Annotated in this window: 13 protein-coding genes; 10 read left to right on the forward strand and 3 right to left on the reverse strand. The window is 33.1% G+C overall.

Going from position 1 to position 16127, the window contains the following annotated elements; genetic code table 11:
- The 9 genes from F6K18_RS28565 to F6K18_RS28605 form a co-directional block, all read left to right on the forward strand.
- On the forward strand, positions 1-3182 hold a 3182-nt coding region (locus F6K18_RS28565; RefSeq protein ID WP_287525845.1), incomplete at its 5' end, for an OmpA family protein.
- Positions 3183-3190: 8 nt separating this feature from the next.
- On the forward strand, positions 3191-3721 hold the full coding sequence (locus tag F6K18_RS28570) for a Rab family GTPase (RefSeq protein ID WP_287525847.1): 531 nt from the start codon (positions 3191-3193) through the stop codon (positions 3719-3721).
- Between the two features lie 526 nt (positions 3722-4247).
- Positions 4248-5795, forward strand: a complete 1548-nt coding sequence (locus F6K18_RS28575; RefSeq protein WP_287525850.1) for a PAS domain-containing sensor histidine kinase — start codon at positions 4248-4250, stop codon at positions 5793-5795.
- On the forward strand, positions 5767-5910 hold the full coding sequence (locus tag F6K18_RS28580; protein WP_287525852.1) for a hypothetical protein: 144 nt from the start codon (positions 5767-5769) through the stop codon (positions 5908-5910). The genes F6K18_RS28575 and F6K18_RS28580 overlap by 29 nt, the downstream gene beginning before the upstream one ends.
- 369 nt (positions 5911-6279) lie before the next feature.
- On the forward strand, positions 6280-6861 hold the full coding sequence (locus F6K18_RS28585; protein WP_287525855.1) for a thioredoxin family protein: 582 nt from the start codon (positions 6280-6282) through the stop codon (positions 6859-6861).
- Between the two features lie 684 nt (positions 6862-7545).
- Positions 7546-7698 (forward strand): hypothetical protein, encoded by a 153-nt coding sequence (locus F6K18_RS28590; protein WP_287525858.1) that lies wholly within the window; start codon positions 7546-7548, stop codon positions 7696-7698.
- Between the two features lie 434 nt (positions 7699-8132).
- Entirely contained in the window at positions 8133-9599 is a 1467-nt protein-coding gene (locus tag F6K18_RS28595) for a DUF697 domain-containing protein (RefSeq protein ID WP_287525860.1), read from the forward strand.
- A gap of 634 nt (positions 9600-10233) precedes the next feature.
- Positions 10234-11634 (forward strand): GTP-binding protein, encoded by a 1401-nt coding sequence (locus tag F6K18_RS28600; protein ID WP_287525917.1) that lies wholly within the window; start codon positions 10234-10236, stop codon positions 11632-11634.
- Positions 11594-11719: a hypothetical protein gene (locus F6K18_RS28605; RefSeq protein WP_287525862.1), complete on the forward strand. Its 126-nt coding sequence runs from the start codon at positions 11594-11596 to the stop codon at positions 11717-11719. The genes F6K18_RS28600 and F6K18_RS28605 overlap by 41 nt, the downstream gene beginning before the upstream one ends.
- Positions 11720-11944: 225 nt before the next feature.
- Here the strand turns inward: F6K18_RS28605 and F6K18_RS28610 are convergent, their stop codons facing one another.
- The 3 genes from F6K18_RS28610 to F6K18_RS28620 are packed head-to-tail and all read right to left on the reverse strand — an operon-like array spanning position 11945 to position 13698.
- The gene (locus F6K18_RS28610) at positions 11945-12826 is read right to left on the reverse strand and encodes an ATP-binding protein (protein WP_287525865.1); all 882 of its coding nucleotides are present in this window, start codon (positions 12824-12826) and stop codon (positions 11945-11947) included.
- Positions 12745-13143, reverse strand: a complete 399-nt coding sequence (locus F6K18_RS28615) for a hypothetical protein (RefSeq protein ID WP_287525868.1) — start codon at positions 13141-13143, stop codon at positions 12745-12747. Before F6K18_RS28615 ends, F6K18_RS28610 begins: the two co-directional genes overlap by 82 nt.
- Before the next feature lie 6 nt (positions 13144-13149).
- Positions 13150-13698: a hypothetical protein gene (locus F6K18_RS28620; RefSeq protein ID WP_287525870.1), complete on the reverse strand. Its 549-nt coding sequence runs from the start codon at positions 13696-13698 to the stop codon at positions 13150-13152.
- A 199-nt stretch (positions 13699-13897) separates the two neighbouring features.
- On the opposite strand from F6K18_RS28620, the gene F6K18_RS28625 reads away from it, so the two are divergent.
- Positions 13898-15262, forward strand: a complete 1365-nt coding sequence (locus tag F6K18_RS28625) for an NB-ARC domain-containing protein (RefSeq protein ID WP_287525872.1) — start codon at positions 13898-13900, stop codon at positions 15260-15262.
- Positions 15263-16127: the final 865 nt, after the last annotated feature.

The raw sequence follows: 16127 nt of genomic DNA on the forward strand, positions 1-16127 counted from the left end.
TCCATCAGAGTATCACTGGTTTTTCGGAAGATTTAACAGGAGAATCAATTAACTCTCAAGAAGATATAGATTTTCAAGAAACAGCAGTAAATCAAACAGAAAATCATCAAAATTCAATCCATCAGAGCATCACAAAACACCCGGAACAAAATCAGCAGAACATTAATGATTTTTCGGAAGATTTAACAGCAGAATCAATTAACTATCAAGAAGATATAGATTTTCAAGAAACAGCAGTAAATCAAACAGAAAATCATCAAAATTCAATCCATCAGAACATCACAAAACACCAGGAACAAAATCAGCAGAGCATCACTGGTTTTTCGGAAGATTTAACAGCAGAATCAACGGACTCTCAAGAAGATATAGATTTTCAAGAAACAGCAGTAAATCAAACAGAAAATCATCAAAATTCAATCCATCAGAGTATCACTGGTTTTTCGGAAGATTTAACAGGAGAATCAATTAACTCTCAAGAAGATATAGATTTTCAAGAAACAGCAGTAAATCAAACAGAAAATCATCAAAATTCAATCCATCAGAGTATCACTGGTTTTTCGGAAGATTTAACAGCAGAATCAACGGACTATCAAGAAGATATAGATTTTCAAGAAACAGCAGTAAATCAAACAGAAAATCATCAAAATTCAATCCATCATAACATCACAAAACAGCCAGAAGAAGACCGGGATAATATTACCGATTTTCCAGAAGATTTAACAGTAGAATCAATTAACTCTCAAGAAGATATAGATTTTCAAGAAACTACAGTAAATCAAACAGAAAATCATCAAAATTCAATCCATCAGAGCATCACAAAACAGCCAGAACAAGACCGGGATAATATTATTAATTTTATTAATGTTGAGGGTAAATCTACTAATAATCAAGCAGAAGAACCAGGTATAGAAAAACCATTACTTGTCCCACAAAAATCACCAGAATTATCAGAATATCGGCAACAATATGATGCAGAATTAGAAGCATTTGAAGACTTACAAAATATTTTATTTGGCTCTCAATTAGCTAGGTTAATTCGGAAACTAAATACTAGCCAGGGAGTAAAAAAATTTAATTATAATCAAGATGAATTAAATAATGTACTAACTCCTTTATTCTCAGAAAACTTAAAATTAGGCCAAACAGAAGCAGAAGTCATAGAGACAATTTCCCCAGTTATTGAGCAAGCTATACAAAAAAGATTTAGACAAGACCGACAGGCAATAACTTCATCATTAGCACCATTATTAGCACCTTCAATAGAAGCACAAATCAAACAAGAACCTCAAGCAATGGCAGAAGCAATAGCACCAATCATAGACATCATTATTACTAAAAAAACAGAGCAAGACCAACAGGCGATAACTTCATCATTAGCACCATTATTAGCACCTTCAATAGAAGCACAAATCAAACAAGAACCTCAAGCAATGGCAGAAGCAATAGCACCAATCATAGACATCATTATTACTAAAAAAACAGAGCAAGACCAACAGTCAGTTAGTGAAGTATTAGCACCATTATTGCCAGTAGCAATTTCTTCTGCCATACAGAATTATCCCCAAGAAATTGCCAAAGCATTAGCACCAGAAATGGGAGCAGCAATTAGAGAACAAATTAGAATAGATCCGCGACAAATTTCTCAAGCATTAGCACCAGAAATGGGTAGAGCAATTAAAGATCAAATTACTTTAGAGCCAAATTCTATAGTAGATGCTTTATATCCTGTCATGGGCAGCACCATTTCTAAATATATGACACAAGAAATTCGAGAAATTAACGATAAGATTTCAGAAACGTTTAGCTTCAAAGGAATAAGACGCAAAATTCAAGCAATTTTCCAAGGAGTTTCAGAAGCAGAATTAATCATATCAGAAGTAATGATTTTTACTGTCCAAGCTGTGTTTCTCATCCACAAAGAATCTGGCTTAGTAATTTCTGAAGTTCAACATTCCCGACAATATAGATTGGAGTCAGAAATGCTAGCAGGAATGTTAACAGCTATTCGGAGTTTTGTGAATGATTGTATTGCTCAGTCTGGAGATTTTTCTGAACTAAATGAAATTGAATATGGGAATTCAAAAATTATCTTAGAAGTTGCGGGATATTGTTATTTGGCTGTAGTAATAAGAGGGCAAACAAACAAATCGTTTATCAAAGAATTACGAAAAATACTGAGCAAAATTGTTATTGATTATGGTAAATATATTAAAAGTTTTGCAGGAGACCCTGATACTATTCCTGCCTCAATTCAGTTGTTATTAAAATCATTAATGGATATAGAAAATGTACAAGAAAATCAGAAATTACAAATTTCTAAACCTCCCACTGCCTTGTTAATAGTTTGTGGATTAATTTTGAGTTTAATATTCATACCTTGGGGTATCTATCAGTATTACAGTAGACTTTATCGTGGTATTGAAGCAAGAACTAGGGAAGCTTGGTCTAATATTCCAGAGTTAGCTATTTATAGAATAGGTGCAAAAGTAAAGCGAGGTTCCTTAATTCTAACTGGACAACTGCCAAATCAAAATCTACGAAATAGAGCAGCAAAAATAGCTAAAAAACAAGCTAGTCCCTACAATTTAGAAGTACATAATCAAATAACAGCTGTTAGAAGACCACAGGACGCTTCAGAAATAAGCGATGAGGTAGATAGACTTACAAGAGTATTAAATCAAATGGAAGGTGTGTCCATCAGCACTGAATATGGAGAAGGTAGAGTTACAGTCAAAGGAACAGTGATGGATATGGCAGATTCTCAGATAATTATTCGTAAAATTGAGCAAGTTCCTGGAGTAAAATCAGTAATCAGCACAACTAAACTCAGCCCACTTAAACTGAAAACTCGCATCTACTTCGATCTGGGTTCAGCCAAACTTCACCCTGTCTATATAGACACAATGGCCCAGATTCAAGAATTTCTTACCCAATATCCTCAAAAACATCTTAGGATAATAGGTCATACAGATCGTACTGGCAATCCCAATATCAACGAGCAGTTGGCCCTTGAACGGTCATATACAGTCAGGGATGCTTTGGTAAAACAGGGAGTGGATGCCAGACGATTAGAAGTAACTGGACAAATAAACTCGCCTCAAGGTGTGGAGTACAATCAACCACTATTATTGAGTAGGTGTGTAACATTTGATTTGTTTGAACCAAGTGAAAAAGACAACTAGCTAGAAATATGATATCGAAAAAAATTTGTCTTGTTGGTGATTTTGGTGTGGGAAAAACTAGCCTTATTCGTAAGTTTGTTGATCGACAATTTAGTGACCAATATCTTTCTACGGTAGGGGTAAAAATTTCTCGTAAAAAAGTTGATTTACCCAAAACAGATGTAGAAAAAAATAATGTTTTGCAGTTATTAATTTGGGATTTAGAAGGTCATACTAAATTTAAGGCGATCGCTCCTAGTTATTTACAAGGAGCTAGTGGGGGGATAGTTGTTGCAGATGTCACTCGTCAAGAAACTATCGAAAATCTTCCGGAAAGATTAGATTTATTTTTATCAGTAAATCCTAAAAGTGTAGCTATATTGGCTTTAAATAAATCTGATTTAGTTGATGCAGAAATAATCAATCAACTATTATCAAAATTCGAGCATCAGGAAGATGAAAGAGTGATAGCGACATATTCTACATCGGCTAAAACTGGGGAGAATGTAGATGAAATATTCGAGAAATTATCATATAGAATGCTAGAAAAAATAGGATGATTAATGAAGTCATAATTTATAATTCTGAAGTTATTTTTGTAACAGAGATTTGAGCAAACCTCAAAAAAAATTGGCCTTAAAAGGCGAGGTTGCGCGACCCAATTATTTTGATAAAATTATCTATCTCTATGCAGAAATAAATGATAAAAATTACCGATAAATTGTGGTCTAAAGCCTCCCTTTTCAACTATGCTTTATCAACATTTTTTTTAAGATAAAACTTGACAAAATAGACAAGTTATGTGCATGTCTTGGAGCGACTTTTTTAGAAGAGAAGTATATTGAAAAATACATTTTTTTGAGAACTTTAGACAAGATTTTTGCCCCCCATACTCCCCACACTCCCCACAAGGTTTTCAGGAGTTCCTTATCAGGGATAGCTTTTTAAGGGGATCAAAAAATAAATAGAATATTCCTGATTTCAAGCCTCCTTATTGCATAAGCTTCCTTATTGCATAGGTACTATTAGTGTGGTTCCTCCTGAGGAGGCTAACTGATAACTGATCACTGATAACTGAAATAACCCATGATTAACCTATTAAAAAAACTTTTAGCATATCGTCAAACTGAGTATTTGATAATTAATTCCGAGTTAAAAATTTTAGAGGTATCTTATGGGTTAAACAAATTTGCCACTCCTCCAAAATTAGCAGTTTTAGGTGAAGATATTCGTCATAGTTTTCCAGAATTAGCAGGACTTGAAGAACTTCTGGAGGAAGTGATTAATGGGCAAAAAGAAAGTTTTGAATATGAAGGAGTAGCTAGGTCTTTGGACAAGAATTCTCCTCTGTATATAAATATATCTATAATTGCAAATTCTCATGAAAATTTTCAAGAAAAAAACTTAATAGTATTAGTCGAAGATGTAACGGAAAAAATGGTAATGCAGCAGCAGTTAATTCAAAATTCAAATGAATCTAATCTTTTATTAAGTTCTTTAGCTGCTTCTGAGGATTATATCAATAAAATTATTACTTCTATGGCAGATGCTTTATTAGTAACAACAAGTGCGGGGATAATTAAAACTGTTAACCGTGCAGCGGAAATTTTGTTTGATTATACAAAGGAAGAATTGGTAGGTCAAAAGATTTCTATGGTTATTCCCAAAGAAGAATTACTACATAGGGCACGCCAAAAATATATATTTTTAAAAGAACAAATTTCTCAAGATATAGAATTAATTTGTCAGAATAAAATAGGAGATAAAATTATTGTTCAACTTTCTTGTTCAGTAATTCAAACCAATGTAGAAGGAATATATAATTTTGTTTATATAGGCAGAGATATTACAGAGCGCAAAAAAGAGGAAGAAGAAATACGTCAAGCTTTAGAACAAGAACGAGATTTAAGAGAACTAAGGGGTCGTTTTTTTTCAATGGTGACTCACGAATTTGGTAATCCTCTAAATACAGTATTATTATCTACTCAATTACTCAGATCCTATGACTCGGAAATTACTGAAACTGAAAAAGACCAATATTTAGTATATATTGAAGAGTCTACACAAGAAATGCTTGAATTGTTAAATGATGTCCGATTTATTGGTAAAGCAGATGCTGGAAAATTGAAATATAAACCAGCACCTGTTGATTTGATTAAAGTTTGTTCTCATATTACTGAATCTATCAAAATTACTGCTAGCGATAAACATATAATAAATTTCAAAATTAACAAAAAATTTCAACATAAATCTCAAGCTAAGTCGAAAAAGAATGATGTGATGTTCTTCTTAATAGATGAGAAATTAATTAGGCATATCTTAAATAATTTATTATCAAATGCTATTAAGTATTCACCTACAGGAGGGAAGGTGAATTTTCAGTTAACTTTAAATGATCGAGAAGCTATTTTTCTGATTAAGGACGAAGGAATAGGTATTCCAGTTGAAAATCAAAAAAAATTGTTTGACTCTTTTTACAGAGCAAGTAATGTAGGTAAAATAGCAGGAACAGGATTAGGATTATCAATTGTGAAACAGTGTGTAGACCTTCATAATGGAACAATAGATTTTGCAAGTGAAGTAGGCAAAGGAACTACTTTCAGAGTTGAAATTCCATTGCAAAGAGTATCTTGAAGAAGGAGTCAGGAGACAGGAGACAGGAGTCAGGAGGAAGAGGGAAGGAGGAAGGATGAAGAGGGAAGAGGGAAGGAGGAAGGAGGAAGGAGGAAGGAATAGCTTAGTACCTTAATTATCTCAAATATTTTTCGAGTAATAAGCAGTAAGAAATAAAGTGAGGAAATCTATAAATAAATTACAGATAGAAAATATGATGGATACTGGTTTTTATCAAAATAAATCTCTCGTAGATTTTTTGTGGAATTTATGGGGCAATAATTGGTATTAGAGATTTGTTGTAGTGAAAAAAATTTCAGTAGTTCTCAAGATAAAAATTGTCTAGTTTTGATTAAGTTGGTAAAAATATGGTATGGCAAGGAACCAGTTGGTGTTTGACTTATATTGATGATGAACTTTAGACAAAGAAATGCTTTTCCCACTGTTGCCTGTTGCCTGTTGCCTGCTATAGTTTTTTTAGAAAGAAAAATATACAGGAATAACTATGGTTTTAACCGCTTCTACAATGCTGACATTAGCAACTCCAGCTCCAAATTTTCAGTTACAAGATGTAGTTTCCGAGCAAATCATTTCCCTATCAACATTTGAGGGAAAAAAAGCACTCTTAATTATGTTTATTTGCCGTCATTGTCCTTTTGTGAAACACGTTCAATCAGAACTTGCTAAAATTGGAGAAGATTACGTTCCAAAAAATTTAGGAATTGTAGCTATTAGTTCCAATGATACTGAAACTAATCCTGATGATTCTCCAGATAAACTAAAGGAAATGGCATTAGAACTAGGGTTTAATTTTCCCTATTGTTTTGATGCAACTCAGGAAGTTGCAAAATCTTACACTGCTGCTTGTACTCCAGATTTTTTCCTATTTGATGCTGATTTTAAATTAGTATATAGAGGACAATTAGATGATAGTCGTCCTAGTAATAATCAACCAGTTACAGGAAGTGATTTAAGAGCAGCTTTAGATGCAGTTTTAGCAGAAAAATCTGTAGGTGAAGAACAAAAGCCAAGTATTGGTTGTAATATTAAGTGGAAACCAGGTAATGAGCCATCTTATTTTGGTTAGAATTAAAAGGGATATTTGCAGATAGTTGAGTAGGTTGTTCTGTAGATGTTATTGACGTAAGCATTTCCTGCGGACTGCTGCGCAAACAACTATTAGCGCTTCAGCGGTCAGCAATAAAAATAAAATAAGCTATTATTGTAAGTATTCAGCTCTTAGCTTTTTAATCAATGAAGCAAGCATTTGTTTAACTTTTATTACATTTTAATCAAAGAATGAACCACAATAACGATGAGTTTGAGTTAAATTCATACAATTCTATGGCGGGAAATGTAGATGTTTCTCAAGAGCTGATAGCTGACTGCTGAATGCAGAATGCTTACTTATTTACTAATAAGTATCGTGCCAAATAAATTTCCTAGTTAAGAGAGGGAACAGGGAACAATAAGTAAATAGGATGTGTAATTAATTTTGCTTATGAACTTACTAAATATTAACATTCTTGCTACATCTTATTGAGAGTAGGGTTATTAGGAATAATACCAAATTGAAATGAAGCTACATAGAATAATATTTCAAGCATAATTTACCGCAGGTAAGTGTAGATAGATATAGATCGATTGAATGAATTTCAAATTCTATGCAACCTCATATAAAACTGGTATAAGATGTCTTCGCTCTTGACAAACTAATCCTTAAAAACATTGCTACTCCTGACTTATTTCTTAATAACTGAAGTCTTGAAGAATGTCTTGCATTATTTTGGAAATTGGTATATTGAAGAAGGAGACAGGAGACAGGAGACAGGAGACAGGAGGAAAATTACATGGGGATTCGCTCCCCCAAGTAATTTTGAACACGACCGTTGACGGTGGGGTATTAAACCCACAAAGAAAATGATAACAACCCTAAAAATACTTGATATATATCCCATTCACTATTAGACCAAGTTTGGTAAATGTTTGCTACAAATAGTTAGGGTATTTCTTAGGAGTCAGGAGTCAGAATTCCCTTCTACCTTCTGCCTCCTGCCCTCTGCCTTTCCTGATATAGAACTGCTGTTCAAGATTGATGTGGGCCTAGTTTCTAGGTATTGTGACACAAACATTGCACACACATTGAAAAAATAGTAGTTATTTCCATCCAACTTCATCTCACATTTCCCGCATTTATTATATATGAATTTAAGGCTCAATCAATCTAGGAAAATTACAATACAGCTAAATAACTTAATCATAGATTGATTATAAAAATAACTTAGAAGAAGAGTTAAGATAGTAATAAGCTGAACATGATAAAATGAATAACTAAAGAAGTTTCTGAGGATAATAAAAATGGCTATAAAATTACAAAGACCAATATTAGTAGGAGGCATCGGATTATCTCTACTATTATGGTTATTAGATAGTGTCCAACATTCCGTGGCAGAATTTGGCGGAGTTACTATGTTAGGAATTATGGCAGCAGGTCTAGGAGTTTTGTTGTTAAAAAAACCACGGTCTAAAGCACTCCAGAAAGCTACTATAATTGCACCACCAACAAAAGAAATAGCAGAGGAAGCGATCGCTTTATCAACTATTACTATAGATAAGGTTTCCCAGGAAATAAATAGCACTAACAAATCTGAAGAAATTAGCCAACTACGTCAACAAGTAACGACATTAACTAAGGAACTAGAAAGAAAAGAATTAAGTATAGTAGTGAGCGGTTATCGAGGAGTAGGTAAAACTTGTTTAACGGAAATATTGAATTCTCAATGGCTATCCACTAATTCTCAAAAGTTAGAAATTAGCGATTTAATATGGCAGGAAGAATGGATAACAACAGATGAAAATACTCAACTTAATCCTCTTTCACCTTACGACCTAATATTATTTGTTACTACAGGTGACTTAACAAATTCAGAATATCAAGCATTATCAAAATTAACATCTCTCGGTCAAAGTTTTATCCTAGTTTGGAATAAACAAGACCAATGTTTGCCAGACGAAAAATCCCAGATATTACAGAAACTCAAAGAGACTTTATCTACCATTAACTCAGAAGAAAATTTAGTAGGAATTTCTGCTAAACCTAATTCTGTTAAAGTACGAAAACATCAGCAAGATGGGAGTATTAAAGAATCTACAGAACAACCATTACCAGAAATATCTGGATTGATAGAAAAATTGAATCAAACATTAGAAAAAGAAACAGAAAAATTAGTCTGGGCAACTACTAAAAGAAAAGCACAAATAATTACACTTGAAGCTAAAAGTATCTTAAATCAAGTCAGACGAGAACGTGCTATTCCGATAATTGAAAAGTATCAATGGATAGCTGCAGCAACAGCATTTGCTAATCCAGTTCCAGCTTTAGATTTATTAGCAACAGCAGCTATAAATGCTCAATTAATAGTAGATTTAAGTGCTATATATGAGCAAAAATTTTCCCTCGAACAAGGCAAGCAAGTAGCAGGAACTATAGCAGAGCTAATGCTAAAATTAGGCTTAGTAGAAATTTCGACAAAAACATTAACTACTATCCTGAAAAGTAATACTGTAACTTTTGTAGCAGGTGGTGCAGTTCAAGCTGTAAGTGCTGCTTATCTAACAAGAGTCGCAGGTATTAGTTTAGTAGAATATTTTCAAACTCAGACAAATAGTAATTCTCTGAATATAGAGAAATTAAGCAAAATTCTACAAAGTGTATTTAGCCAAACTCAACAAAATAATTTCTTAAAATCTTTTGTTCCTCAAGTAATAAATCATATTTTGCCACAGCGGAAAAAAGTGGAACTTCTGCAAACTCAGGCAGAATAAAAAGAAGAAGGAAGAAGGAAGAAGGAAGAAGGAAGAAGAAAGGAAGAAAAAGGAAAAAATTGATGGAGAGTCAAACCACAACTAATTGAAAACACCATGTAGACGGTGGGGTATTAAACCGGGGTATTAAACCCAAAAGAAAAAGATAATCTAGCTTTCATAAATTTAGTAGTTTTCTTGACTGTAAAATTATCTCTTGTAAATTAAAAAAGCATAAAAAAAGTTAAGTATAGTAATTCTAAATGCTTTGTCAAAAAAATGAAACTCTCTGCCCTCGTTCCCTTTTAGATAATTCCAAAATATTTTTTTCACAACTCAAATGGAATTGCTATACATAGCAGTCGCCATTAATGTATTTGACATATCAAAAGCTCAAAACTTAGACAAAGCTAGATTTTTCCTTCTCTCCTAGAGAACTAAAGCCTTCTTATTTCTTGCCTTTTGTTTCTTCCTTCTTCCTTCTGCTATATAATAAAAATAAAAATTACTCAAAAACCTGATTCCTTCCTGCCTTCTTCCCTCTTCCTTCTGCTATATAAGTTACTCAAAAACCTGATTCCTTTCTTACTTATTCCTTCTTCCTTCTTCCCTATTAAATATAGCCTTGACTAACTCAGATATTTACTCAGAAATAGTGACAGAATATTATCAATCCCCAGAAAATCACCAGAAACAAGGTCAACAACACTGGAAACGTGCTAGGGCAAGTTTACGAAAAGCTCTAAATAGATATTCTGCTTTGCAAAATACGGCACAAAAAACAATAACTTCTGAATTTTTATCCTCCTTAAAAACTCAATTAGATTTATTAAAATCCAACATCGATAAGCTAGACCAAGGAGTAATCCAAATAGCAGTTTTTGGTCTTGTAAGTCGTGGAAAATCAGCAGTTTTAAATGCTTTATTAAGTGAAAAAATATTAGAAACAGGTCCTCTAAATGGTGTGACTCAATGGCCTCGTGCGATTAGATGGACACCTAATATTTTTATTAATTCTCATCAACAAGAGACAGCAAAAATAGATTTAATAGATACTCCTGGATTAGATGAAGTAGCAGGTCAAGTTCGTGGAGAAATGGCTAAGGAAGTTACTCGCAAAGCAGATTTAATTCTATTTGTTGTTTCTGGTGATCTTACCCGCACTGAATATGATGCTTTGTGTGAATTAAGGAAGGCTAAAAAACCGCTAATTTTAGTGTTTAATAAAATTGATTTATATACAGAAGCTGAACGAGAAGATATTTATAAAAATTTGCAAAATATTGTTGCCGATAAATCAGAAGAATTAGAAAATATTTATTCTCCGACAGAAGTAGTAATGGTCTCAGCAGAACCAGCTCCTATACCTGTAAAAATTGAATGGCCTGATGGTAATGTAACTCATGAGTGGGAAACTCCATCGCCTCAAATAGATCCTTTGAAACAAAAAATAATTACTATTTTAGAGCGGGAAGGGCGATCGCTTTTAGCATTAAATGCGTTAGTACAAGCAAGAGAAGCTGAGGTAACTATTGCTCATAAAACTGTTAAGATTAAACAAGATGAAGCTGATGATTTAATCTGGGATTTTGCTAAGTATAAAGCTTTAGCTGTTGCTATTAATCCTGTTGCTATTATTGATGTGATGGGAACTACTGTAATAGATTTAGCTTTAATTCGCTCTTTGTCTCGTCTCTATAATTTGCCCATGACTAGCTATGAAGCAGGTAAACTTTGGAAAATAATTATATTTAGTGAAGGTGGTATGTTATTAGGGGAGTTGGGAAGTAGTTTATTATTAGGTTTAGGAAAGGTTGGTGTTACTTCTTATGCAGGAGTTGCTATTACTCAAGCTTCTATTGCAGCTTATGGAATTTATGCTATTGGTAGAGCTACTAAGGTTTATTTGGAAAAGGGTTGTACTTGGGGACCTTTGGGACAAGATATAGTTATTCAGGATATTTTAAATCAGGTTGAACCAGATACAATTATTTATCGTTTACAACAGGAATTATTTGAAGGAAGAAGCAAGAAGCAAGAAGGAAGAAGTTATTGAAGAAGGAAGAAGCAAGAAGTTATTGAAGAAGGAAGAAGCAAGAAGCAAGAAGCAAGAAGTTAATAAATTTTATGGAATTATTTAATCAAGAAGGGATAAGGAAGAAGGAAAAATCTTATGTTGTTTTAGTTTTAAGCTTTTGATTTGTCCTAACCTTTCCTTCGACTGCTATACTTTTCCCGAACTTCTCCACTCCCCTACTCCTTTTACCGAAAAATTCAGGTATAAAACCTCTCCATTAATTGAGAAAAAAGAAAAAAAATCCTTTGATCCAATCCTCTTAATTTATAAGAAAAGGTAATTCTAAATTCTAAATTCTTGAATCAGATTTATCTATTTCTGAAATAGCTTTATCGTAGCGATCGCGAAGTTCTGGAGATAAATCATTTCGTTCCATTTCTGTCTCTTTAATTTTGGCTTTTTGTGGATTAGTTTGATAGTGAGGAGAGCCAATTTTTGTCTTTGCTTCTCGAACAAATTTGATTTCTTCAGCTAAGTCAAAAGGGGAAACTTTTTGAGCTTCTCCTTCTCTCATCACTGCTCGACTTGCTGCTGCAATTACAACATTTAAAATATCACCTCCAGCAAGTTCTTCTGATTCATTTGCTAACCATTCTGGATTAACATCTTCTGTAGTTGGTACTTCTTTTGGCAGTAAATATTGCCATAGTTTAATGCGAAATTCTTTGTCTGGTAATTCAAATTCAATATGTGCCAAAATTCGGCGCACAAATGCACCGTCATAATTTTTTGCGAGGTTCGTGGCAAAAATTACAACTCCATCAAATTTATCTAGTTGAAGTAACATTACAGAACGACTAACATTAACTCCATGGTCGGAACTTTGAGTGACATTAGTTAATCTTTTTCCCAGGATAGAGTCAGCTTCATCAAAGAATAAAACTGAGTCTGTTTCTTTCGCTTTGTTAAAAGCTGCCGTAATATTTTTTGGCGTTTCACCTACATATTTAGACTCAATTTCTGCATAGTTAACTTTGATAATTTTCTTGCCTAAAAAGTGAGCGATCGCTTCTGCACAAAAGGTTTTACCTGTACCTGGTAGTCCAAATAAGTTAATTGCGGTACGCTTACCACGGGGGTCAATACTTTTTAAGTTCCATTGGTCATATAAAATATCGTGATATTTAATTCTATTATTTTGATTGCCGAATATGTGATTTGCTTTATCCATCCACCTGATGATTTTCTTTCTAGTTCTATTACTTGCTTTAGCAAATATTGACGCAACTTTTTATCCTTTAGCAAATATTGACGCAACTTTTTCCACGCTTGACGAATAAGATTACGCATAGGAGAAACAACGTTATCTGCAGCAGTAAATGCTTCTCTTACTTCACTTTCAATTGATGGAATATTTTTTTGAATCCAGGGAAAAATACTATCATATGCCCACATTATAATTTGTCCCCAAAATATTACTAATACTGCTGCTGCAACTACTCCTAATCCTAATGCTACTGCTATACCTATTAAAAATGGTTCTGGCATAATTTTCTACTCTATTGGATAAAGTTTAAAAGTTGATATTTTTTTCTCTTCATTTAGATACCCTGAACGCACATCACTAGGTGCTCTATCCCAATCTAATTTCTCTTCTACTTTGGTTAGTGCTGGTTGATTTTTTTTCTTATAAAAAATTTCAGTTCTCCGATTATATTTGAGACCTTTTGACCTTTTTAATAGCTCGTAATGCACTTTAATAGTCAAAATTAATTCTTTGGCATCCTCAGCAATTTTTTCTGCATCTTCAGTTCTTTCTTTTAATAACCTTGGGTCATCTTCCCCGCAAATAATATGGGTAGCATCCAGACATAAAGGTAGTTCTTCATTTAAGTTTTTGTGGAGAAATTCGGCAATTATTTGATAAACTTCCCGTTTGTTAATAAGTTGACTATCTGTTTCAATATCACTTAAAAAATCGGGTATACTTTCAACGACCTTTTTCAGTTCGGGAGGTAACTCATCATATTGTTGCTGTAAATATCTCAGAATCTCATGAAAATTATCTCTGATTAATTGAACTAGGTCTGGTTCTTCAGTCATAAATCAATCTAGTGACTTAATGTTTGCTATTCTTCAATTCCATCACAAATTTTTTTTATTGTCAGTAGGGAATAATCTGTAAAAGTAGGGAGTTTAATGATTGAAAAATCTCTCTTTCGTCATTAAATTTGATTAAAAAATTTATGGTGTAGGGTAATGTCGGACTATAATATATAAAATTCCTCTACTTACCTCATCTATGGATATCCAAGAAATCTTAAATCTAGCAGACCATCTCATCTTTAATCAAACAGGAAAACATTTAGATGACCTCCAACAAGTAATATTACGAGGTACTTTTCAAGGTAAAAAATATTCGGAAATTGCTCAAGAATTTCAATGCACTAACGGTCATGTTAGAGATGTCGCTTCAGAATTATGGAAAACTTTTTCAGAGACTTTCGGAGAACAAGTAAATAAATCTAATCTACGCACTGCATTTGATAGATGGCAGTTATCCATAGTTTCATCACCAAATGATTTTATAGGAATTAACAATATAAATTTTTGCCCTGAAACTTTCTCCTCCTCAGAAACTATAAACCCTGAAAATTTGACTCAACCAAATATCAACAAACACCAGACTATTCCTAAACCAAAAATAGAACTCTCAGATGCACCAGACTATAAAAAATTCTACGGTAGAACTCAGGAAATAAAAACCCTCAAAAAATGGATTCTCCAAGAACAAAAAAAAATAGTAGTGCTTCACGGAATGAATGGCATTGGCAAAACAACATTAGCTCTTCAACTCATCAAAAATATTCAAAATAAATTCGACTATATAATTTGGCAAAGTCTCCGAGACTCCCCACCACTCAAAACAATTAAAAACCGACTCATTCAATTTATCTCCAACCAAAATTCCATTCTCGAAACCTCAGAAAATTCTCATCTTTTAGAAAATTTGAGAAAGCATCGCTGCCTCATAATATTAGATGATATCCAAACAATATTTAGTAGTGGCAAACTAGCAAGTCATTACACTCCAGAACATAAAAACTACAGCCAATTTTTCCAACTTATCGCCCAACTCTCCCATCAAAGTTGTTGCCTAATAATTAGTAGAGAAAAACTCAGAGAAATTATTAAAGGTAAAAATACATCCATTCGTTCATTACACCTCAAAGGTTTAGATGAGCAAGCAGCTACAAAAATTCTCAAAGACCAAGACTTACAAATAGACGAACAATGGCAAAAATTGATTTACTTTTATCAAGGCAACCCGACTTGGTTAAATATAATTGCCACAACCATTAATGACTTATTCAGTGGAAATATCTCAGAATTATTTCAATACGACCCTCTATTTTTAGACGCAGACATCAAAGAATTATTACATCAGCAACTTTCCCGTTTATCAGAAGTAGAAAAACAAGTAATCTCTCACCTAGCAACCACAACCGAACCAGTAACAATTTCAACCTTATTAGATAATTTACAAATACCACCTTCAGAATTATTGAATATCATTAAATCTTTGCAGCGACGCTCCCTAATAGAAAAACAAGAAAACAACTTTACCCTTTTATATGTGCTGAAACAGTATGTTACATCAATTTGATAAATATTTGCTACAAATAACTAGGTTATTTATTAGGAGTAAGGAGTCAGAATGAATGGCTTTGATACTATTTATTAGCTAGGAATTAATCTTTTTAGTCCAATTAACATTTCCTATAAAGTATTTTAATTTATCTTATTATTCGTAAAATTCTTTTTCCAAATTGGTATTATATCCAATCAATTAAATTAGAGTTTTGACAGAAACAGGTAGTAAACAATAGAGAAGAGATAGAGCAAAAAAAAGTATGAAAAAAAGATTTAAAGTATATTCTATAGCGCTACGCAAATACCTTAGAAAATTTCTCTATTCCCTGTTCCCTTACAACCCAAATTTCTTGTCTTAACCAAAAGACATAGCGCTATAGATAAAAAAATAATATTCCGTATTTATTGCCTCCCTATTGCAGGATGTACTAATAACTAATAACTGGCAACTGACAACTGATAACTGAAATGGCACTCGCTGTTGTTAAAAATTCAATAATTAGCTAAATTCTCTGCTGTATAATACAATTTCTCAAAAAGAATGCGATACTTATGCAAGACTTCAATGAATTAAGTAATTAGTAGGATTCAATAACGTGAAAAGGGATTATTAGCCACCTAATGTGTTATATCATGTTCCCCCTCCGGGGGAGCTACGCTAACGGATAATCAGTTATAAATAAAATTTAAGGACTGACAGTACCGACGGTACCAAAGAAATAATGAAATTATCTTTACTTTTCTCCAATATTTCCTCTTTTTGCCCTTTTTTTTTCCTCCTGACTCCTGACTCCTGACTCCTGAAAACTCACAACATTTATTTATAAGTATTCAACTGAACATGATATTAACTATTCTTATGTTTACTACTCCCCATC

It is taken from the genome of Okeania sp. SIO2C2 (assembly GCF_010692625.1).
GTDB classification, from domain to species: Bacteria; Cyanobacteriota; Cyanobacteriia; order Cyanobacteriales; family Microcoleaceae; genus Okeania; species Okeania hirsuta.